The sequence below is a fragment of the Stenotrophomonas sp. YJH_SMC_130 genome (genome assembly GCF_059369035.1).
The window spans coordinates 263,742-283,066 of sequence record NZ_JCAFSH010000002.1 but is presented as its reverse complement, the minus strand read 5'-3'; the positions used below and the strand labels follow the sequence as shown (position 1 = coordinate 283,066).

The 19,325-nt window shown below is 61.3% G+C and carries 21 protein-coding genes; 10 read left to right on the top strand and 11 right to left on the bottom strand.

Annotated features, from left to right (window positions below):
• Positions 1-234: 234 nt before the first annotated feature.
• On the bottom strand, positions 235-528 hold the full coding sequence (locus AC5P5V_RS05500; RefSeq protein ID WP_021202108.1) for an ArsR/SmtB family transcription factor: 294 nt from the start codon (positions 526-528) through the stop codon (positions 235-237).
• Positions 529-771: 243 nt separating this feature from the next.
• Between AC5P5V_RS05500 and AC5P5V_RS05495 the strand changes: the two genes are divergently transcribed.
• From AC5P5V_RS05495 to AC5P5V_RS05475, 5 genes are read left to right on the top strand one after another with little or no spacing between them, the layout of a single operon-like run.
• A complete protein-coding gene (locus tag AC5P5V_RS05495) occupies positions 772-1,641 on the top strand; it encodes an MBL fold metallo-hydrolase (RefSeq protein WP_231352771.1) in 870 nt (289 codons plus the stop codon).
• On the top strand, positions 1,638-2,078 hold the full coding sequence (locus AC5P5V_RS05490) for a YeeE/YedE family protein (protein WP_005420838.1): 441 nt from the start codon (positions 1,638-1,640) through the stop codon (positions 2,076-2,078). The genes AC5P5V_RS05495 and AC5P5V_RS05490 overlap by 4 nt, the downstream gene beginning before the upstream one ends.
• Positions 2,075-2,506 (top strand): DUF6691 family protein, encoded by a 432-nt coding sequence (locus AC5P5V_RS05485; protein WP_005420840.1) that lies wholly within the window; start codon positions 2,075-2,077, stop codon positions 2,504-2,506. Before AC5P5V_RS05490 ends, AC5P5V_RS05485 begins: the two co-directional genes overlap by 4 nt.
• Entirely contained in the window at positions 2,503-2,940 is a 438-nt protein-coding gene (locus AC5P5V_RS05480) for a protein tyrosine phosphatase family protein (RefSeq protein WP_005420843.1), read from the top strand. The genes AC5P5V_RS05485 and AC5P5V_RS05480 overlap by 4 nt, the downstream gene beginning before the upstream one ends.
• A gap of 18 nt (positions 2,941-2,958) precedes the next feature.
• Complete coding sequence (locus AC5P5V_RS05475) at positions 2,959-3,720, top strand: sulfite exporter TauE/SafE family protein (protein ID WP_134967884.1); 762 nt, start codon at positions 2,959-2,961, stop codon at positions 3,718-3,720.
• 72 nt (positions 3,721-3,792) lie between these two features.
• Here the strand turns inward: AC5P5V_RS05475 and AC5P5V_RS05470 are convergent, their stop codons facing one another.
• From AC5P5V_RS05470 to AC5P5V_RS05460, 3 genes are all read right to left on the bottom strand, one after another.
• The gene (locus AC5P5V_RS05470) at positions 3,793-5,064 is read right to left on the bottom strand and encodes a DUF2254 domain-containing protein (RefSeq protein WP_134967885.1); all 1,272 of its coding nucleotides are present in this window, start codon (positions 5,062-5,064) and stop codon (positions 3,793-3,795) included.
• Positions 5,065-5,186: 122 nt separating this feature from the next.
• On the bottom strand, positions 5,187-7,166 hold the full coding sequence (locus tag AC5P5V_RS05465) for a BCCT family transporter (RefSeq protein WP_134967886.1): 1,980 nt from the start codon (positions 7,164-7,166) through the stop codon (positions 5,187-5,189).
• Positions 7,167-7,217: 51 nt separating this feature from the next.
• Positions 7,218-8,315 carry a hypothetical protein gene (locus tag AC5P5V_RS05460; RefSeq protein WP_134967887.1) on the bottom strand — a complete coding sequence of 366 codons (1,098 nt, stop codon included), beginning with the start codon at positions 8,313-8,315 and terminating at the stop codon, positions 7,218-7,220.
• A gap of 298 nt (positions 8,316-8,613) precedes the next feature.
• On the opposite strand from AC5P5V_RS05460, the gene AC5P5V_RS05455 reads away from it, so the two are divergent.
• Complete coding sequence (locus AC5P5V_RS05455) at positions 8,614-8,982, top strand: H-NS histone family protein (RefSeq protein ID WP_134967888.1); 369 nt, start codon at positions 8,614-8,616, stop codon at positions 8,980-8,982.
• A 56-nt stretch (positions 8,983-9,038) separates the two neighbouring features.
• On the opposite strand, the gene AC5P5V_RS05450 is transcribed toward AC5P5V_RS05455, so the two are convergent.
• From AC5P5V_RS05450 to arsH, 3 genes are all read right to left on the bottom strand, one after another.
• The gene (locus tag AC5P5V_RS05450) at positions 9,039-9,539 is read right to left on the bottom strand and encodes a chromate transporter (protein ID WP_495215828.1); all 501 of its coding nucleotides are present in this window, start codon (positions 9,537-9,539) and stop codon (positions 9,039-9,041) included.
• 153 nt (positions 9,540-9,692) lie between these two features.
• Positions 9,693-10,112 carry an arsenate reductase (glutaredoxin) gene (gene arsC, locus AC5P5V_RS05445; RefSeq protein ID WP_065178723.1) on the bottom strand — a complete coding sequence of 140 codons (420 nt, stop codon included), beginning with the start codon at positions 10,110-10,112 and terminating at the stop codon, positions 9,693-9,695.
• Positions 10,109-10,849 carry an arsenical resistance protein ArsH gene (arsH, locus tag AC5P5V_RS05440; protein WP_134967889.1) on the bottom strand — a complete coding sequence of 247 codons (741 nt, stop codon included), beginning with the start codon at positions 10,847-10,849 and terminating at the stop codon, positions 10,109-10,111. The genes arsC and arsH overlap by 4 nt, the downstream gene beginning before the upstream one ends.
• A 39-nt stretch (positions 10,850-10,888) precedes the next feature.
• On the opposite strand from arsH, the gene AC5P5V_RS05435 reads away from it, so the two are divergent.
• Genes AC5P5V_RS05435 through AC5P5V_RS05420 form a run of 4 tightly spaced genes read left to right on the top strand, consistent with a single transcriptional unit; the run spans position 10,889 to position 13,918 of the window.
• Complete coding sequence (locus AC5P5V_RS05435; protein ID WP_005420865.1) at positions 10,889-11,203, top strand: ArsR/SmtB family transcription factor; 315 nt, start codon at positions 10,889-10,891, stop codon at positions 11,201-11,203.
• Positions 11,204-11,228: 25 nt separating this feature from the next.
• Positions 11,229-11,720: an arsenate reductase ArsC gene (locus AC5P5V_RS05430; RefSeq protein ID WP_134967890.1), complete on the top strand. Its 492-nt coding sequence runs from the start codon at positions 11,229-11,231 to the stop codon at positions 11,718-11,720.
• A gap of 20 nt (positions 11,721-11,740) precedes the next feature.
• Positions 11,741-12,799, top strand: coding sequence for an ACR3 family arsenite efflux transporter (arsB, locus tag AC5P5V_RS05425; protein ID WP_134967891.1), 1,059 nt, complete (start codon positions 11,741-11,743; stop codon positions 12,797-12,799).
• A 33-nt stretch (positions 12,800-12,832) separates the two neighbouring features.
• The gene (locus AC5P5V_RS05420) at positions 12,833-13,918 is read left to right on the top strand and encodes an ArsO family NAD(P)H-dependent flavin-containing monooxygenase (RefSeq protein ID WP_134967892.1); all 1,086 of its coding nucleotides are present in this window, start codon (positions 12,833-12,835) and stop codon (positions 13,916-13,918) included.
• Here AC5P5V_RS05420 and AC5P5V_RS05415 read toward each other — a convergent pair.
• The 4 genes from AC5P5V_RS05415 to AC5P5V_RS05400 form a co-directional block, all read right to left on the bottom strand.
• On the bottom strand, positions 13,879-14,412 hold the full coding sequence (locus AC5P5V_RS05415; protein WP_235643198.1) for an arsenate reductase ArsC: 534 nt from the start codon (positions 14,410-14,412) through the stop codon (positions 13,879-13,881). The two genes, AC5P5V_RS05420 and AC5P5V_RS05415, sit on opposite strands and share 40 nt — an antisense overlap.
• 111 nt (positions 14,413-14,523) lie before the next feature.
• Complete coding sequence (locus tag AC5P5V_RS05410) at positions 14,524-16,002, bottom strand: SulP family inorganic anion transporter (RefSeq protein WP_049453246.1); 1,479 nt, start codon at positions 16,000-16,002, stop codon at positions 14,524-14,526.
• A gap of 385 nt (positions 16,003-16,387) precedes the next feature.
• A complete protein-coding gene (locus AC5P5V_RS05405; protein ID WP_134967894.1) occupies positions 16,388-17,719 on the bottom strand; it encodes a S41 family peptidase in 1,332 nt (443 codons plus the stop codon).
• Positions 17,720-17,856: 137 nt separating this feature from the next.
• The gene (locus AC5P5V_RS05400) at positions 17,857-19,101 is read right to left on the bottom strand and encodes an HNH endonuclease (protein ID WP_181357853.1); all 1,245 of its coding nucleotides are present in this window, start codon (positions 19,099-19,101) and stop codon (positions 17,857-17,859) included.
• Positions 19,102-19,325 lie beyond the last annotated feature (224 nt).

The following is a 19,325-nucleotide window of genomic DNA, read 5'->3' as shown; positions in this document are numbered from 1 at the left end:
GCGAAGTTCTCAATGTTCCGGTAATTGGACAGCAGAGCCGCTGGCCTACCCGCCGGCCCAACGTCCGCTTTCGGCCATAAGCAGACATCCACCCCATCCCTGATAAACATCCCTAGGCCGCAGCAGACCTCGAGCCTGCTGCGGTCAATTGGTTTTGGGGCAGACTACGCCGATGGCCTAAATTCCCCTAGGTCAGTGAGTCTAGCCCGTCCCTTCTAGACGCCTTAGGCCACTTCAAGTTGATGTATCGTCCGCACAGAAGATCCCATGCATCGCGCCCAGCAGTGCTGCAACGCGCGGGTCTGCCATGCGGTAGACGATCGACCGCGATTCCCGTCGGGTCGCTACAAGCTTTCGTTGGCGGAGTTCGGCCAGTTGCTGAGAGAGCGCCGGCTGTCGGATGCCGGTGGCGTCCTCCAGTCCGCTCACCGTCATTTCACCTTGGGCGAGCTGGCACAGCAGCAACAGGCGGGAGGGAGTGGCCATGAAGCGCAGCAACTCGGCCACTTCGGGCACGCGCTCCTTCATCGTGGCTAGGTCTGACGGGCTGAATGGGGGGCTGGTCACGGGTAAGGGCAACTTGGCCGGGTGATGTGATGCAAACACCATGGGGAAGGCGCCCAGTCTAGCATGCTTCTATAGTTGCACACCTTATGTAACTATGTAAGGATTAAGCAACCAATCCCCCCGGAGCCAGTCGTGAACCAATCCGTAGCGGTAGACGCCCCCTTGGAGCAGGCTGTCCGCGTCGTCAACGATGCCCGTGCCGGCCTGCTCCCCTCGCCTCATGTAAAGACCTTCTTCGATCCTGCCACTTTCACTGCCAGTCACGTCGTACGCGATCCATCTTCTTCAGCGTGCGCCATCATCGACAGCGTCCTTGACTTCGACATGGCCGCAGCCCGCACCTCCACTGCCTCCGCATCGGCGTTGGTGGACTACGTGCGGGCCGAGCGCCTACAGGTGCAATGGTTGCTGGAAACCCACGCGCATGCCGACCACCTGTCCGCGGCTCCATGGCTGCAGGAGCAGGTGGGAGGCGCGCTGGCTATTGGCGAACACATCACCGCAGTCCAGGAAACCTTCGGCAAGGTCTTCAACGCCGGCACTGCATTCAAGCGGGATGGCAGCCAGTTCGATCGCCTGTTCGCCGACGGTGCCTCCTTCCGCATCGGTAATCTGCACGCGATGTCGCTGCACGTGCCAGGCCATACCCCCGCTTGTCTGGCGTACGTGATCGGCGACGCCGTATTTCCTGGAGACACGCTGTTCATGCCGGACTACGGCACCGCCCGATGCGACTTTCCAGGTGGCTCGGCGCGCCAGTTGTATCGCTCGATCCAGCGCCTGCTGTCCCTGCCCGACGCCGCCCGCGTATTCCTGTGCCATGACTACAAAGCCACCGGCCGGGACCATTTCGCATGGGAAACAACCATCGGTGCCGAAAGGACAACAAACATGCATGTGCACGAGGGCGTGAGTGAAGCCATGTTCGTGGAACTGCGGGAGGCTCGTGATGCCACGCTTCCGATGCCACGGCTGATCCTGCCGTCAGTGCAGGTCAACATGTGCGCCGGCCATCTGCCCGAACCCGAAGAAAACGGCGTGCGCTACCTCAAGCTGCCGATGGACCTGCTATGACGCTCTCTCATCTGGCCTGGTATTGGCCGCTCGCTGGCGGTGCCATGATCGGAACAGCGGCCGGAGCCTATCTACTCCTTCTCGGGCGCGTTGCTGGCATCTCGGGTCTGCTTGCCAGGACACTGGGCATGCCGGGTGACGGCGGACGCAGCAGTGCTGCCCTGTTCCTGGCGGGACTTGCCCTGGCGTCAGGCTTGGCAATGGTGGCCAGGCCCATACCCCTGCCGGCGCTCTCCGCAAACGGAGCAGTGGTATTGGTGATTGCCGGACTGCTGGTGGGTTACGGAACTCGCCTTGGCGCTGGCTGTACCAGTGGGCACGGTGTCTGCGGACTAGGCCGGGCATCGCCGCGTTCGGTGGTGGCGACCTGCGTGTTCATGCTCGTGGGCATGGCCACGGCAACCCTGGTACAGATTGCGACCGGAGGCCCGGCATGATCCGTCTTGCCGCGTTCCTGTGCGGCGCACTCTTCGGATTGGGCCTGGTCGTATCCGATATGGCCAACCCAGCCCGCGTGCTTGCTTTCCTGGATGTGAGCGACGCCTGGGACCCCTCCCTGGCGCTGGTCATGCTGGGCGCACTGATTCCTTCCGGCGCAGCCTACCTGTGGATACGCGCCCGAGGAACACCACTGCTTGCCGCATCGCTGCACATTCCCACCCTTCGCATCATCGATCGGCGCCTGGTCATCGGTGCGGCGATATTCGGCCTGGGTTGGGGACTGGCCGGAGTGTGTCCCGGCCCGGCCATCGCGTTGCTGGGAACCGGCCAGCCCTTCGCGATCATCTTTGCCACGGCAATGATCGCTGGCGTGCTCCTGCATGGCCTCATTCATCGCCCCACCGCAACTACGGGACAACCATGAACCTCAAGCCACTCTCTGCCAGCCTCAAGGTGTCCGGTCAGCTCCTGCCAAAGGACATTGAAGCCCTGAAGGAGCAGGCCTTTGCGAGCGTGATCTGCAACCGGCCCGACGACGAACAGCCGGAGCAGCCCAGTCACCATGCGCTGCAGGCTGCCTGCGACCAGGCGGGCATGCAGTTTGCCTATCTTCCGGTAGTGCCTGGTGTCATTACCGATGATCAGGTGCATACCTTTGCCAAGTTGATCGACGCGCTGCCACGCCCTGTTGTCGCGTACTGCAGAACCGGCACCCGTGCTGCGATGCTGTGGGCGCTGTCGGAAGTCGTTCACAATGGAGCGGCATTTGCTGACGTCCTGTCTGTTGCTTCGGACGCAGGCTACGACCTTTCCTCCATCGCAACACGGCTGCAGCAAGGTCCGGCGTCCGCCGACTGACATATGGAAACGCTATCTATGCTGCAGTGGGCGCTGGGCGGCCTGTCTGGCGTCCTGGTCGGCTTCGTCCTTGGCGTGGTTGGTGGGGGCGGATCCATCCTTGCGGTACCACTGATGCTCTACGCGGTCGGGGTGGAAGATCCGCATGTGGCTATCGGCACCAGCGCCCTGGCAGTGGCGGTCAATGCGGTGTCGAATCTGGTGATGCATGCCCGTAAAGGGAATGTTCGCTGGCCCTGTGCCTCGGTCTTCGCCTTGGCGGGGATCGCGGGCGCCTACCTGGGTTCCAGCTTGGGCAAGGCGTTCGACGGCAAGAGACTGCTGGCTCTGTTTGCTGTGGTCATGGTCATTGTCGGCATCGCCATGCTTCGCAGGCGCAACACGCTTGGCTTCGCGGACGCTCGGCTCGGCAGGCGCAATGCACCCGCACTGATTGGGCTGGGCGCCACTGCCGGTGGGCTTTCTGGCTTCTTTGGCATTGGCGGAGGTTTCCTCATCGTGCCCGCACTTGTGGCCGCGACGGGAATGCCGATCATTGCCGCAGTCGGAAGCTCGCTCCTCGCCGTCGCCGCATTCGGCATGACCACCGCACTGAACTACGCGCATGCAGGCCTGATCAACTGGAAGCTCGCGGCAGTGTTCGTCGTTGCCGGGATGGCTGGCGGTACTGCAGGAGCAGCAATTTCGACGAAGCTTGCCAACTATCGTGGAGCTCTGAACACGGTATTTGCAGTACTGATCTTCATTACTGCCGCATACATGCTGTGGAAGGTGAGCTGACCGGATGTGCTCCAGACCACAGCCGAGCACTGATAGCCAGCGCAGCGCTTCAAAGGCTTTGATAGGAAGACACTACGAACGGTGGTCCACATCTTCCAGAGTCAAATAAGATGCGACGGCTCGAAGCGCCTCGCGATCAGCTTCGAAATCCATGGCCAATAGGCCGCGCTCCAACGCGATGCGGGCATGCGCCTGTGATGCGACTCTTGTCGCTTCATTCGAGGACCCTGCCAACGCTGCGAAGGCCTTCTGCAGCCGGATACTGACCTCCAGGGACGCGGCGGCATCCCTGGCAATCGGAGTGAACGCGTCCTCAAACATGTCGCGTACGTCGAGACACTGCACGTGCACGCGCGGATACAGCACCTCGCCTGTCGCAGCGTCCCCTGCGTGGCTGGACCATGCACAGAGCAGCCTGACACATGTCCCGATGACGTCGATGCAGGTCCCAGGGTCGTTCACCGCAGGTGACATGGCTCGCTGGGCAATTTCCGCAAGCACGACCAGCCCGAACCGTGGGTCATTTTCGATGGAGCGCGCGTCGCTAAAGGAAATGGCTGAGATCACTTCACTCCGCACGTCCGGAAGTGGATTTCCCTCGATGGCTATCAAGGGACGGGCCGGAGTTGCGAACGTACCCGGCTGGCAGAGCAGATGAACGCGCAGATCATGTTCCTGTGCAATGCCGTCGATCCGGGCGACGTCCACATGTTCAACGTAGGCAACCTGATCGCCAACCAGCAGTACCGCCCCCTCCCCTACCGGGACAGCAGTGGCTCCGCCGAGCCGAGGCTCCGCGGCGCGGCGCTTCATTGCCGCTTTGGTCGCCCGCTCCACCAGATCGATGGTTTCGCCAACGCGGCCAAAGCGTGAGAACTGCTCGATAGCCCTGAGCAACGTCACTGTGATGACAATGATGACCGCGATGGTTGCCCCGAACAGCACAAGCCGGCCGCTGTCCCCGTAGATGCCGGTGCTGAGCGCGATGAGGCCCACGATCGAGAACAGGAAGGCACCAATGAAGGTGGCCAGCGCACCTTGGGCCCGGGTGTCTTCGATCAGCAGGCGGGCCGCGCGCGGGGTGGCGCTGCTGGACGCGGACCCGTATGCCGAGACCATGGTGGACAGCGAGAAGGTGGTTACCGTCAGCATCGACGCGGCAAGAATGCCAAGAATGTTGCCGACGGAATCTGCGCCGATCCGTGCGGCTAGGCCGACGGGAATGAGGAACTTCAGGAACGCGCCCGCCAACGCCGTGATGATGCCTAGGGCGCCATACAGGGTCGAGCGGAACCACATCCGCTTTGTAACTTTGCTGGCTGCAAGCCTCAATCTGGTGAGCATGGGCTACTTCCTGGGAAGTTCGACCATCAATAGCACGGCCGGGCGCCGAGGCCACGTCAACGCAGGGTCATGCCCGACCCAAGGCAGATGCCGCTACTCCGGGCGGCATCTGTGTGCAGATTCTACGAGCGCACCTTGTCCAGGAACTGACGGTGGCGCTCGTATTGATCGAGCACATCGTGGATGAGTTGAACCTTGGTCCATCCCATGACGTCGTAGTCCTGCCCGCCCTCCCGCAGATAGACCTCCGCACGGTAATGACGGGTACCCTCGCTGACCGGCCGACGGGGATCCTGCAGGGCGAACGTCGGCGGCTCATAGGGCTGGGGCCGTACGGAGTAGAAGAAGTCCATCTCCTCGCCATGGCCAACCTGTAGCCACGCACGACCATCCTCTCCCTTGGAGACCTGGACCGGCAGATCCTGCTTGCGAAGCTCAGCGGCAACCTCTTCCAATGCAGGAATGACGCGCTGCTCGATGAAGCCGGTCACCTCGATCTTCAACGGGTTGTGCGCCAGCAGGCGCAGGCGCGCCCGCCAATCCTCGCTGGTACCCGGTAGGATACGTGCCTCGCGCAGGATCGAGCGCTTGGTGGCATCCAGATGCATGGCCTTCAGCAGTCCCCAGCACATCAGGATCATGACGATCGTAAATGGCAACGCGCTGGCAATGGTGGCAGCCTGCAACGATTCCAGCCCGCCAGCCACCAGCAATGCAATCGCCAGGCCGCCGACCAGCAGCGCCCAGAAGATCCGCTGCCAGACCGGGGATTCCTGCTCACCCTTCGAGGTGAGCATGTCGATTACCAGGGCACCGGAGTCAGCTGAGGTTACGAAGAACAGCGCAACCAGGATGACCGCCAGCGAAGAGGTCAGCATGGTCAGCGGCAGGTGCTCCAGGAACTCGAAGAGCGCCATCGAGCTGTCGGTTGAGACCGCCTGCACCAACTGCTGTATGCCCTCCGCCCGCACCATGTGCAACGCGGTGTTGCCGTAGATGGTCATCCACAGGAATGTGAAGCCAAGCGGTACGAGCAGCACCCCCACCACGAACTCACGGACGGTGCGTCCACGTGAGATGCGCGCGATGAACATGCCAACGAAGGGCGACCACGCAATCCACCAGCCCCAGTAGAACAGCGTCCAGCCACCCAGCCAACCAGTGGGTTCGTAGGCATAAAGGTTGAAGGTCATCGAGAACAGCTGGGAAACGTACATGCCGGTGTTCTGCACCAGCGCCTGCATCAGGTGAACGGTGGGTCCACAGACCAGCACGAAGGCCAGCAGCGCCGCCGCCAGGATCATGTTGAGCTCGGACAGCCTGCGTACGCCGCTGTCCAGGCCAGCCACGACCGAGCCGGTCGCCACCAGTGTGATGACGGTGATCAAGCCAACCTGGACGAGCGTACTGACCTCCAGGCCGAACAGGTAGTTCAGGCCGGCGTTGATCTGCATGACGCCCAGCCCCAGCGAGGTGGCCAGGCCGAAGATGGTACCTAGCGCGGCGAACGTGTCTACAGCATGCCCCAACGGGCCGTGGATACGATCGCCGATGAGCGGATACAGTGCGGATCGGACACGCAGCGGGAGATTGTGCCGGTAGGCAAAGTACGCCAGCGACAGCGCTACCACTGCGTAGATCGCCCATGCGTGGATGCCCCAGTGGAAGAAGGTGATGCGCATGGCCTGGCGGGCAGCTGCGGCCGACTCGGGCGAGCCGACCGGCGGCGTGGCGTAGTGCATGATGGGCTCGGCAACGCCGAAGAACATCAGACCGATGCCCATGCCGGCAGCGAACAACATGGCGAACCAGGAGCCGTAGCTGTAGTCCGGCGTACTGTGGTCAGGGCCGAGTTTGATGCGGCCGTAACTGCTGATGGCGACGCCGACGACGAAGACCAGGAAGCCGGCCACCGCAAGGATGGTGAACCAGCCTGCATCATTGGCAGCCCATGACTTGGCCGCGGTGAACCACCGCGTGGCTATATCGGGCGCGATGGCAGCAAGCGCCAGCAGCGCGATGACGATGGCTGCCGTGGGAATGAACACCTGCAGAAGAATCCGCTGGCGAACGGGGGGATGTTGCGGAGCCGTGCTCTGCATGGATACCTCCGTGTTGTTGGGTGAAGAAGCCTCTGGCTTGCGCGAGGCCGATCAGAAGTAGAAGCCGATGTTGAAGTTCAGCCGTGAATGCCAGCGGGAAGGACCTCCCTCGTCGATGCCGATACCATCACCACCGGCAAACCACATGTTGCGGCCAGCGATCCAGTCGACATAGGTGAGCATGATGCCTTTCTGCAGGCTGCAACCGGTCACGTTCTGCCACGAATCACGAAGGCCCGCGCGGTGCCCGACCGGGCGGGTCATGCTGAGGTTGTTATAGCAGGTGATGTCATCCAGCCAGCCCTTCTGGCCGAACGAATAGGCGATGTTGGCGCTTGGCACATCCGCCTGCGCTGCAACCTGGAAGGGGGATTGGAACGCCGACATTGCGATGCGATCTCCGGGCACGTCATACCGGTACCGCGCCCACTGCAACTGCGCGGTCCAACCATCGCGCTGCCACTGTGCGTGGAGGGCCGCGCCCTGATGACCGTATTGACGCCGTGTCTGAGTGTTCTGCACCTTGCCAGCAAACGCTGATGCGCCCAGCAACAGTTCGCCGCCGCCCCAGTCGCGCGCGCTCTCCACGCGTGCATGCAGTCGTTGCCGCTCGCGATACGGCAACGCCTCGGTCTGCGCGACATCAAAGGAGTAGCGATCGTAGCGAGCCCCGGACCCGTATTCGTCTCCGGAGAACCAGCCAAGATGCCAAGTTGTGCTGCCGCTGCGGTGAATCACCACAAGGCCCGGATCGTAATCATCCTCGATGCCCAGGTAGTAGCCGGAGCCGAACCAGAAACTCTGCGAAACGGTGGGGAGCAGCCCGAACGGGACTTGCTGGATACCTGCCTTGAGCTGGGTAGCATCGGAGAACTGCCAGCCCGCGTAGGCGTGATGCACGGCGTCGAAGCCATCGTACCAGCGGTATTGGGCAGAGAAGGAAAACGGTCCGGTTCCAGCGTCAAGGTCTGCACGCATCAGTTCAAGCTGCAGGCGGCTGGACGGCCCGTAGTCGAGCCAGCCATAGTTGAACCTGACGGCGCCTCCTGGATCAAAGTAAGGATCTCTATGGAGGTTATCCTCAGAAGCATCTGCAGCCAGCGAAGTTCCCGCCAACGCGGCAGCGACAATGAAGGGAATTGATCTCACGGTTATGCGCCTTGCCTCCCTGATCTGCTACGGAAAGCGCTTGAGTCTAACGTCGATTCATCCAATGCCTCAAACTGGCGATCTCAAAGAACTCTTGGCGACGCCACAGCAATCACTCACGACGCGTCTTTAGTCCTCAGGTCCATATGCCACGTGAAAATCATGTGTAGTGAGAGAGTAGCTAACACGATCCACTTTTTAGTAGTCGATCCTGAGATTGAGCGACTCATAGTGGACATGGAGTGACACGCAATGTCATTTGAGAATAGGCTAGGGCCTCGACATCGGGGAAGAATTCATGACTATTGATATCAGCGGCCTTTCTGCCAAGGAGCTTCGCTCACTGATTGCTCAGGCGGAGAAGCAGCAGTCCAAGGTGCTGTCACGCCCTAAGGCCACAGCGATGCGCGCCAAGATCAACAAGTACGTCAAGGATCATGGATACACGATAGAGGAACTCTACGGCGCTTCAGTGATCGTGCCCTCCGAAACCGCCAAGAAGCGAGGTGATCGGAGGCCTGCCAAATCGACAGTGTCCAAGATCGCTCCCAAGTACCGCAATCCTGCAGTGCGCGGCCAGACGTGGTCCGGTCGAGGGCGGCAACCGCGATGGATAGCCGAGCTGGTAGCAAGTGGAAAATCACTGAATGACTTCCTGATCAAGTAGTGATAGCGAGGTAGCCGCACACCGGTACCGCAGCAAGTCCTGAGAATCATTAGTCATCAGATCGAACAGGATGCTGGTGCGCGCAATGCCCTGCCAGGTAGGCGATCAAAGATTTCAGCTAGTCGCAGTTGATGTGACAGCGGGCGAACAGCAGGCGCTCCCCCTTGCCTTTGGAGAGTGGGCTCAGGCAGCAATGATTGCAGTATCCACTTCTGGCCGACAGCTGCCCTCCGATCTGGCAGGATCCGCTTCCTAGCGGGGATTCGACGCTGCCCGATCTCGCCGCGCTCGCAGATCCGGGTCATCATCGAACATTCCAACCGCATGGCGGCGCGCGTAGCCGAACTGGTGCAGCGCCAACGCGACCTGACCCATGCGATTAACCTGCCCAGGCGGCCAGCAGGCCAAGCCAGCCGGCGCGGGCCAAGCCCAGCAACACCCCAACCTGGCTGCTTGGCTGGGCCTGGAAGCAACTGGCACAAGGCCACCAGATCCGAGTAGCTACGGTCCGTCAGCCACCGGCGGCGCTCGACAAACTCGAGGCGGAAGTAGCTCAGATGGGCAATCGGGCCACCGAACGAGGTCAGTCCCAGTCATAGGAACACCAGAAAGTCACGCCACGCACTTTCGCTTTTTGCGGGATGGAGCGTCGGCATGGGGCAGGATCTCCGGTTGTTCTCAAAGGCGGCCAGCCCGGCCCAGCACCCAGATTAGGTCGCCGGGCCTCCCCTGTGCTCGGCCACCAACTCTCCATCTTCCTTCCGGAATGGTCCGGGAAGCTTCGGCAGGATATCCAGCACCAGTTCGGAAGGCCGGCACAGGCGCGTGCCATTATCGGTTTGCACGAAAGGACGATTGATGAGTATTGGGTGCGCCAGCATGGCATCAAGCAACGCGTCGTCGCTCAGTGCCGCATCGCCCAGTGCTAGCTCGTCATAAGGAGTGCCCTTCTGGCGGATGGCGTCGCGCACGCTCAAGCCCGCGGCCCTAATGAGGTCGACCAGGCGCGCGCGGCTGGGCGGGTGGGCCAGGTAGTCGATCACTTCCGGCTCGATCCCGGCGAAGCGGATCATCGCCAGAGTGTTGCGCGAGGTGCCGCACTTGGGGTTGTGGTAGATGACCGCGTTCACGCACTTTCCTCCTCGTTAAAAACAGTTTCCACCACCCCTGCAGCGGCCGCCAGCGCCGCCGCCTCGATGGCCCCCTTGCGCTCGCTGTAACGGTCCACCAGGTAGTCGCTGCGCCCACGCACCAGCAGGGTGAACTTGACCAGTTCCTCCATGACGTCCACCACGCGATCGTAGTACGCCGAAGGCTTCATTCGACCTTCGTCGTCGAACTCCTGCCAGGCCTTGGCGACCGAGGACTGGTTGGGGATCGTCACCATCCGCATCCACCGGCCGAGCACACGCAGCGCGTTGACGACGTTGAACGACTGCGAACCGCCGCAGACCTGCATCACGGCCAGCGTGCGGCCTTGGGTGGGGCGCACGCCGCCCTCTTCCAGTGGCAGCCAGTCGATCTGGTTCTTGAATACCGCGGTAAGGGTGCCATGGCGTTCCGGGCTGACCCACACGTGGCCCTCCGACCACAGCGAGGCCTGGCGCAGCTCCTGCACCTTTGGGTGGGTGGCTGGCACCGAGTCAAGCATCGGCAGCTCGTGTGGATCGAACAGGCGGGTTTCCGCCCCGAGCTGTTCCAGCAGCCGCTGCGCCTCCAGCGCCAGCTTGCGGCTGAACGACTGAGGCCGCAGCGAGCCGTACAGGATCAGGATGCGCGGGCGGTGCGGCTGCGCCGCCGGGTCGTTGAGCTTGGTGGCCGTCGGGATGTCCAAGGCACCTGGGACCACGTTGGGGATCTGCTGCACGGGGTTGTCCTGCGATATCGATTCCATTATTCTAGAATTATGGAACATAACACTGCAACCCACGCTCTTGCTGCCCTGGGCCACGCCACCCGCCTGTCGATCTTCCGCCTGCTGGTACAGGCCGGCAGCGGCGGCAAGCTGGCCGGTGACATTGCCCAGACGCTCTGCTTGCCTGGCGCGACGCTCTCCTTCCACCTGAAGGAACTGCTGGCTGCGGGACTGATCAGCGCCGAGCAACGTGGCCGGACCATCTGCTACCGGGCCGAGTTCGTGGCAATGAACGAGCTGGTGGCCTACCTCACTGAAAACTGCTGTGCCGACGAACAGGCCTGTGAACGCCCCGCAGGCTGCTGACCAACCCACCTTAGAGATCGCTCAGATGACCCGTCGCGTCCTGTTCTTGTGTACCGGTAATTCCGCTCGCAGTGTGTTGGCCGAATCGACCCTGAAAAAGTGGGGCCAAGACCGCTACGAGTCCTTCAGCGCCGGCAGCCAGCCGGCCGGCCGTGTCAACCCGTTTGCCATTGCTCAGTTGCAGCGCGAGGGTTTCCCAGTGGACGGCCTTCGCAGCAAGTCGTGGGACGAGTTCGCCGAAGCGGATGCCGCGCCGATGGATCTGATCGTCACCGTCTGCGACAGCGCGGCGGTCGAGGCATGCCCGGTAGTGTTCGGCGACTTTGTACGGGTGCACTGGGGCCTGTTCGATCCGGCCGGCGTTGAAGGCTCGGACGGAGAGAAAGCCGAAGCCTTCGATCGCGCGCACCAGATCATCAAGGCGCGCCTGAGGGCCTTCCTGGAGATCTCCGATCGCGTCTGGGATGACAGCGAGGCCCTCAAGGCCCGGCTCGACCCGATCGCACAGATCAACTGACCGTCCTTCCGGAAATCCCCATGACCACTGATACCTCCCGCCTGTCCTTCCTGGACCGGTATCTCACGCTCTGGATCTTCGCCGCCATGGCACTCGGCGTTGGTATGGGGGCGTTGTTCGAGGGTGTGCCCAGCGCGTTGAACAGCCTCTCCATAGGGTCGACCAACATCCCGATCGCGATTGGTCTGATCCTGATGATGTATCCGCCGCTGGCCAAGGTGAAGTACGAGGAACTGCCGCGGGTCTTCGCCGACAAACGGGTACTGATGCTCTCGCTGCTGCAGAACTGGATCGTCGGTCCGTTCCTGATGTTCGGCCTGGCCGTGCTGTTCCTGCGCGATTACCCCGAGTACATGACCGGCCTGATCCTGATCGGGCTGGCACGCTGCATCGCCATGGTGCTGGTCTGGAATCAGCTTGCCCGCGGTGACGGCCAGTACGTCGCTGGGCTGGTGGCATTCAACTCGATCTTCCAGATTGCGCTGTTCAGCGTCTACGCGTGGTTCTTCCTGTCCTGGTTGCCGCCGGTGTTCGGTCTGCAGGGCAGCGTCATCGATGTCAGTTTCTGGACCATCGCCGAGGCTGTTCTGATCTACCTTGGTATCCCGTTCCTGGCGAGCTTCCTCACCCGCCGATGGTTGAAGGCGCGCATGGGCGTGCAATGGTATGAAGAGACGTTCCTGCCCGCCATCAGCCCGGTAACCCTCGCCGCACTGCTGTTTACCATCGTGGCGATGTTCAGCCTGAAGGGCGGCGATGTGCTGAGGATTCCGATGGACGCGGTACGCATCGCGATCCCGCTGACGTTGTACTTCATCATCCAGTTTGTCATCAGTTTCTTCATGGGCAAGCTGATCGCCAAAGACTACCCCCGCACCACCGCGATCGCGTTCACCGCAGCAGGCAACAACTTCGAACTGGCCATCGCCGTGGCGATCGCGGCGTTCGGGCTGGCTTCCCCGGTAGCCTTCGCGGCTGTTATCGGCCCGCTGGTGGAAGTGCCCGTGCTGATTCTGCTGGTCCACGTCGCCCTGCGCCTGGGCAAAAGCTACTTTCCTGCCGATGCACGGAGCCGCTGAACCGCCTAGGTGCTGCAGCATGAGGAAGTCCCGATGGAAAGCGTCGATGTCGTGGTGATCGGAGGTGGCCAGGCGGGTCTTTCGGCTGGCTACTTTCTGCGTCGCAGCGGGCTGTCCTATGTGATTCTTGATGCCGAAACGTCACCTGGCGGGGCGTGGCAGCATGCGTGGAAATCCCTGCATCTGTTCTCGCCGGCGGGCTGGAGCTCGATTCCCGGTTGGCCGATGCCTGCTACCCGGGAACCGTACCCGTCGCAGGCGGAAGTGCTCGACTACCTCGCGCGCTACGAGCATAAGTATGCGCTGCCTGTCATCCGTCCCGTGCAGGTAAAACGCATCAGCCGCTCGGGGAGCCGGCTGCGGGTGGAAGCAGATGACGGCCGGCAGTGGCAGACACGTGCAGTGATCAGCGCCACGGGTACGTGGCGGCATCCCTGCACGCCCGGATATGAAGGTCTGAACGCTTTCGGTGGCGTGCAGCTGCACTCGGCCCACTACAGCCATCCCGAACCCTTCGCCGGAATGCGCGTGGCCATCATCGGCAGCGGCAACTCAGGCGCACAGATTCTGGCCGAGGTCTCCAAGGTGGCCAAGACCACGTGGATCACCCAGCGGGAGCCAGCCTTCCTGGCCGACGATGTCGACGGGCGCGTTCTCTTCGCACGCGCAACCGAGAAGTGGAGGGCTCAGCAGGAAGGACGCGAGCCGGATATTCAGCGAGATGGTTTTGGCGACATCGTGATGGTGCCGCCGGTGGTGGACGCACGGCGCCGCGGCGTACTGGTCTCCATGCCGCCACCCGTCCGTTTCACCGCCACCGGTATGCAGTGGGCAGATGGCAGCGAACGCAACTTCGACGCGGTGATATGGTGCACCGGCTTCCGGCCGGTATTGTCGCACCTGGAAGGACTGGGCATTGTCAACGCTCGTGGTCGGATCGACGTGGATGACACCCAGGTTCGGTCGGTCGCAGCGCCATCGATTTGGCTGCTTGGCTATGGCGACTGGAATGGCGCAGCATCGGCCACGCTGATCGGGGTGACCCGATACGCGCGCGAGGCAGTAAGGCAGATCAGCGACTACATCGGGGAGGCTTCTCCGGTGTTATCTGGCGCGTGAGCCTCGGCGCCATTGCCCAGCGCCCGCACCTGCGATTGCAGGGCCATGCGGTCCAGCGCTTCAGGCTTAAGCGCCAACAGCAATCCGAGACGGTGCTGGAGCTGGTGAAGCGTGCTCAGGAACGCCTTATGGACCAGATCAGCACTGCCCTGCACTGCGGCCGGGTCGGGGATGCCCCAGTGGGCGGTAGCCGGGTGGCCTGGCCACACGGGACACGCTTCACCCGCGGCACGATCGCACACCGTTACGATGAGATCCATCTGCGGTGCTTCCGGACCTGCGAATGCATCCCACGGCTTGCTCGACAGCCCGGCAACGTCGAAGCCAATCTCCGAGAGCACCTGCAGGGCCACCGGATGAACTACGCCCTTGGGATGACTGCCCGCACTGTAAGCGCGGATACGTTCACGCCCTAAATGGCTGGCCAGTGCTTCGGCAAGAATGCTGCGCGCCGAGTTGCCTGTGCAAATGAACAGAACATTCAGGGGAAGCATGTCATCGCAACCATTTATCTAGAATAATCGAAGTATTGCCTTGCCATATGTCAACTCGATGACTGCCGAAAAGGAAGCGGGCACCCCTCGGTGCCCGCTTCGCTCATCTGTTCAATGACCCGACGACCGTGTGGCGCCTGGCGTACGATGCTTTCCCAAGCGGTCTACCAAGGTCTCACTTGCATCGTTGAGACCGAACACCTCAACGGTCGCGCCGTGCTCGCGCAGCTTCATCACTACCCGGTCGAGCGCATCAACGGCGGTCAGGTCCCAGAAGTGGGCGTCCTTCAGATCGATGATGACCTCCTTGGGGACATCCAGATAGTTGAAGCTACTCACGAACTGTCCGGCAGACGCAAAGAACACCTGCCCCTTCACAACGTAGACGCGCGAGTCGGTCTCGACCTGGGTGTCGTCGATGATCAGCATCTTGCCGACCTTGCGGGTGAAGAACACCGCCGACAGGATCACGCCTGTCAACACGCCTTTGGCGAGGTCGTGGGTAGCCACGGTCACGATGACCGTGCCAATCATCACGACCGAAGAGCTCTTGGGATGAATGGCCAGCTCGCGCAGCGAGCGCCAGCTGAAGGTGCCGATGCTGACCATGATCATCACCGCGACCAGTGCGGCCATTGGAATCTGACTCACCAGGTTTGACCCATAAACAACCAGAAGGAGCAAAACCACGCCGGCCACAAGGCACGAGAGACGGCCCCGGCCACCGGAAGTGATGTTGATCACCGACTGGCCGATCATTGCACAGCCTGCCATGCCCCCAAAGAAGCCCGTTACGGTGTTAGCCAAGCCTTGGCCAGCACATTCGCGATTCTTCTGGCTCGGGGTATCGGTCATGTCTTCGACGATCTGCGCGGTCATCAGCGATTCCAACAAGCCAACGACCGCCAAAGTCGCCGAAACCGGCAGCAGGATCTGGAGTGTTTCCCAGGTAAATGGCACATCCGGAATCAGGAACGACGGCAGGCTGTCAGGCAACGCCCCCATGTCGCCTACGGTGCGTACCTGGAAGCCGAAATACATGGAAGCGGCCGTGAGAACCACGATCGCCACCAATGCCGAAGGAACGGCTTTGGTCAGCAGCGGCAGCAGGTAGATGATTGCCAGACCCACAGCACAGATCGCATACACCATCCACGGCATGCCGATGAGCTCGGGAAGCTGCGCCATGAAAATGAGAATCGCCAGTGCATTCACAAATCCGGTCACCACCGAGCGCGACACAAAGCGCATCAGCGAGCCCAACCGCAGGGCGCCGGCCAGCATCTGCAGGACGCCGGCAAGGATGGTGGCGGCAAACAGATACTGAATGCCGTGCTCGCGCACCAGCGTGACCATCACCAACGCCATGGCGCCCGTCGCAGCCGAGATCATGCCAGGGCGGCCACCGGCGATGGCGGTGATGACGGCGATGCAGAACGAGGCATACAAACCTACCTTTGGGTCGACGCCGGCGATGATGGAAAACGCGATTGCCTCAGGAATCAGGGCTAGCGCAACGACAATGCCCGACAGCAGGTCACCACGGATGTTACCGAGCCATTGCTGGCGCAGGGGATAAATTGCAGACATAGAAAATGATCTCCGCGCACAGCAGTGCGCGCCAAACGAAAGAAACAGGCACCCTTCCAGACCTAAGTGTCTGGGTCGCTTCTTCAATCAAGCGTCAGGGTGGAGTCATCGCTAGCCGATCCGTTGGGTATTTGACGGTATATTGTAGACTGGCATAGCGCCTGAGGGGAAATCCGGCCGGCATCGCGGTCGCCTCGGTGCACTCTCAAGGGTAGCTTCCCAGATCCCAAGATCATTTCGCAGGCGAAGTCGACAAGCTGGTAGGCAGTTGATCAGATTGAATTGAGCTCTGACCGAATCGCCAAAGAAGAGGTGGACATTCGCCGCGGGGCCTATGTCCGCTATCGGCCAAGAGCGGACATCGAATTAGAAGGCGATACGAAACCTACGGCGCCGAACGCAGCCAGTGCAGCGCAATCTCGATCGCATCCTGATCCCCGCGAACAATGCTAACCGGCACGATCCCCTTGGGGTACTCAGTACCCTCACGGTCAGCCATTGCCGCGGTCGTCAGCAACAGCGCGCCACCATCGGGAAGCGGGAAGGTCGTGTTGGACGTCGCAAGCCCTGCGGTTGGCTGTCCGAAGAACCGGGTTCCGGGTCGCGCCCTGAAGGCAACGGCCACGGCCTCGCCGGAACTCGCCGTCCTCGGCCCTACCAGCACGGCGACGCGGCTGTCGGACAGATCGGCGCTGCACGCAGGGCTGGCGCGTGAGCGCCATTTCCTCGTCTTTCCCTGCCCATCTCGGAAGCCGCCTGCATCGCGGTCACCGAGCAGGGATTGTAGTCCATTGAGCATGGGCCACATGTTGCCACCGTTGTCCTGGCGAAGATCAACGATCCAGCCCTTGGTTGAGGTCGGTGCCAGGGTGGCGATGCGGTTGCAGAGTTCCGCGGTGAACGCGCCCCTGTCGTCCTTTCCTATCCCACGCAGCCCCGGCACCAGTATGTATCCGATGTCCGCGATGGATCGGGATTCCATCGGTCGGCTGCGAACGGCCTGCGCGCGATATGTCGAGGCCTCCTTCGGAGTTTGAAGCAGACTGTGGCGGTCTGCAAGCGTGTCCAGCACCCTACGCAACCCCGCATATGCCTCCTGCGCGGGAAGCTCCTTCTGATCGTCCGTGAGTAGCGCCGCCTCTTCGGCGGGCCAGTCGACGTTTCCCGTATTCAACGCCTTCGCGCGAATGAGGGGCAGCGCGTGCGCCAGCATGGCGTAGGCGGATACACCGGTTTTCTCCACCGCCGCCGACGTCAGGGTGAGCTGTTCGGCGTTCAGAGCACCTGCGCTGCCCAAAGTAACCCCGAACTTGATGTGGGTGCTGGCCTCCGGAACATACAGTAACAATTCGCGCTCACGCAGACCTTCACCACCACGCACTGGCACGCCGCCGGAGCTGGCAAATGCAAGCCGTCCCGTTGGGCCATCAGCACGAAGCCAGAGCGCTGCGGCGCCAGTCCCGCCATCCACGCGAAGCCGCCCGGCAAGCCGCACGTTCTTGCCCTTGAACGAACTAGCATCCAGGGATGTGATCGCGCCAATGAAGCTCGCCTCGCCGGTGGATTCGGCAGACAGCTGAATCGTAGCGCCCTCCGTATCCAGGACGTCGCCAGCGCCATCAACCATCGACTTTGCGCTGGTCCCCTTCCACAAGGTTTCACCCTGCGCTGAAGCACTGAAAATCATTGCCAGGAGCAGAACGACCATGCGCGGCATCGGCACCATCCTTGTACACGAGAACGATGATCCTATGACGCTCGGAATGCAGCGGCAAGTGAGGCTACTGCTTCATTGATCTACTGCCGTTGCAGACCGTGATGTTCCGCTTCGTTGAAATCGCCCGTCATGCACCCCTATTGTGTGCGCAATAGATTGAACCGCTCGCGGTGATGCTTCAGATAGTTCTTCAATTTCGAGCCTGGCTTCTTCAGCAGGGGCGCAGGCAATCCCAATGCTTCTCTCTCCTCGGGCGTGATGACACCGCTCGTAAGCATTTCGCCATCGTCGTCAAAGGTGATCAAAAGCGCATCGAACAGCGCATCCAGATTGGCAGTGAGAGGAAGCCCGTTGTGTGGATCAAGCCGCTCCTCATTGTTTGAACCACACCATGGCTTGCAATGTGATGCGCGCAATACGGCGGCGATTGCAGTACCCGTGACAGCACATTTCCCGTCCCATAGCTGCAAGAGATCGCGACGGAAGCGCCCCTGCCCAAGGCGCGCATCAACCAAGGTCTTGCGCGTAGTCTCAGCCCCCTCACCTTCCCGAATCTGCATCAACTCGCTGTCAACCGTCGCTTCCGACGAGTGGCGATAGAAGGCCGATACAGGCAACCTGTCGCTGAGCTTCATGTACAGGTCTCCACCAACATCGGAGATGGCACTCAGACGCGATAACTGGCTAGCGTCGAAGCTGCCAATACTCGTGCTGGACTTTGCTCCTTTCTCGCACACGATGGCGTAGGCGTCATAGCCCGCCCGAACCAGTTCCAAGTGCCGTTGACGTTCAGACCAGCCGTTACTATTGGTTTGACGCGGACCAAGTACGCGAATAGTCGGGAAGTCTTTCTGCTGCTCTACATCCTCTGCCCAGAGCCGAAGGAATACACAACGCCTCGCCTCATCCACCGAGCCCCAGGACCACCGGTCATTGGCTACAGGCGCATGCAAAACATCGCGAAAGAATGCATTGATACGAAGTTGACTGTTGGATAGTGGAGAATCGCCATCGGCTTCTGAGTTTGTGTCTATCCCAGGAGGGGCAGAAGGCGATGTATCAACGACAGGCGCGGCGTATGGCTTGAACGGATAGTTCATGTCCCTCAGCAGCTTCTCGGCGCGGGCCAGCAGAGCAGCATCAAAGTGACCACGCCATTCAGACTCCACGATCAGAGCTTCGCAGGTCAGATCCAGGCGCTTGAGTTCCCACAGCCGCGTGAATCCATCGGAAGGCTTGCCGCTTGCAAGCACACGCTGCACCGTTTCGAAGCCCCCGTACTGTTCGAGCATACGTTTGAACTGAGTTGGCCGATAGCCGATCTTCTCGGCCTGAAGAACTGCATCCCGCAGGAGCTGTGTGAAAGCCTCGTTCTCACGCACATCCATAGCGTCATTGGCCCATTAGTAAAGTAGTGATGAGTCGAAAAGATGAGGCGTAGGAACAAGAGATTTAATCGGCAGAATGCGGCCAATTAGTGAGTTATCGCGATACCAGCAGGCTCCCCCCCCTCAACGAACATTCTACCGAAGCACCTCGCGAGATGTCTGCCGGTGTAGAGGGCCGGCGACCAATCATTGCGAAGCAGTGACCGCGTAGTTAGGCG

Bases quoted from the DNA above. Each gene is read 5' to 3' on its own strand.
- AC5P5V_RS05500 (WP_021202108.1), bottom strand. From the start codon at position 528: ATGAAGGAGCGCGTGCCCGAAGTGGCCGAGTTGCTGCGCTTCATGGCC.
- AC5P5V_RS05490 (WP_005420838.1), top strand. From the start codon at position 1,638: ATGACGCTCTCTCATCTGGCCTGGTATTGGCCGCTCGCTGGCGGTGCC.
- AC5P5V_RS05485 (WP_005420840.1), top strand. From the start codon at position 2,075: ATGATCCGTCTTGCCGCGTTCCTGTGCGGCGCACTCTTCGGATTGGGC.
- AC5P5V_RS05480 (WP_005420843.1), top strand. From the start codon at position 2,503: ATGAACCTCAAGCCACTCTCTGCCAGCCTCAAGGTGTCCGGTCAGCTC.
- AC5P5V_RS05475 (WP_134967884.1), top strand. From the start codon at position 2,959: ATGCTGCAGTGGGCGCTGGGCGGCCTGTCTGGCGTCCTGGTCGGCTTC.
- AC5P5V_RS05470 (WP_134967885.1), bottom strand. From the start codon at position 5,064: ATGCTCACCAGATTGAGGCTTGCAGCCAGCAAAGTTACAAAGCGGATG.
- AC5P5V_RS05465 (WP_134967886.1), bottom strand. From the start codon at position 7,166: ATGCAGAGCACGGCTCCGCAACATCCCCCCGTTCGCCAGCGGATTCTT.
- AC5P5V_RS05455 (WP_134967888.1), top strand. From the start codon at position 8,614: ATGACTATTGATATCAGCGGCCTTTCTGCCAAGGAGCTTCGCTCACTG.
- AC5P5V_RS05435 (WP_005420865.1), top strand. From the start codon at position 10,889: ATGGAACATAACACTGCAACCCACGCTCTTGCTGCCCTGGGCCACGCC.
- AC5P5V_RS05430 (WP_134967890.1), top strand. From the start codon at position 11,229: ATGACCCGTCGCGTCCTGTTCTTGTGTACCGGTAATTCCGCTCGCAGT.
- arsB (WP_134967891.1), top strand. From the start codon at position 11,741: ATGACCACTGATACCTCCCGCCTGTCCTTCCTGGACCGGTATCTCACG.
- AC5P5V_RS05420 (WP_134967892.1), top strand. From the start codon at position 12,833: ATGGAAAGCGTCGATGTCGTGGTGATCGGAGGTGGCCAGGCGGGTCTT.
- AC5P5V_RS05415 (WP_235643198.1), bottom strand. From the start codon at position 14,412: ATGCTTCCCCTGAATGTTCTGTTCATTTGCACAGGCAACTCGGCGCGC.
- AC5P5V_RS05410 (WP_049453246.1), bottom strand. From the start codon at position 16,002: ATGTCTGCAATTTATCCCCTGCGCCAGCAATGGCTCGGTAACATCCGT.
- AC5P5V_RS05405 (WP_134967894.1), bottom strand. From the start codon at position 17,719: ATGCCGCGCATGGTCGTTCTGCTCCTGGCAATGATTTTCAGTGCTTCA.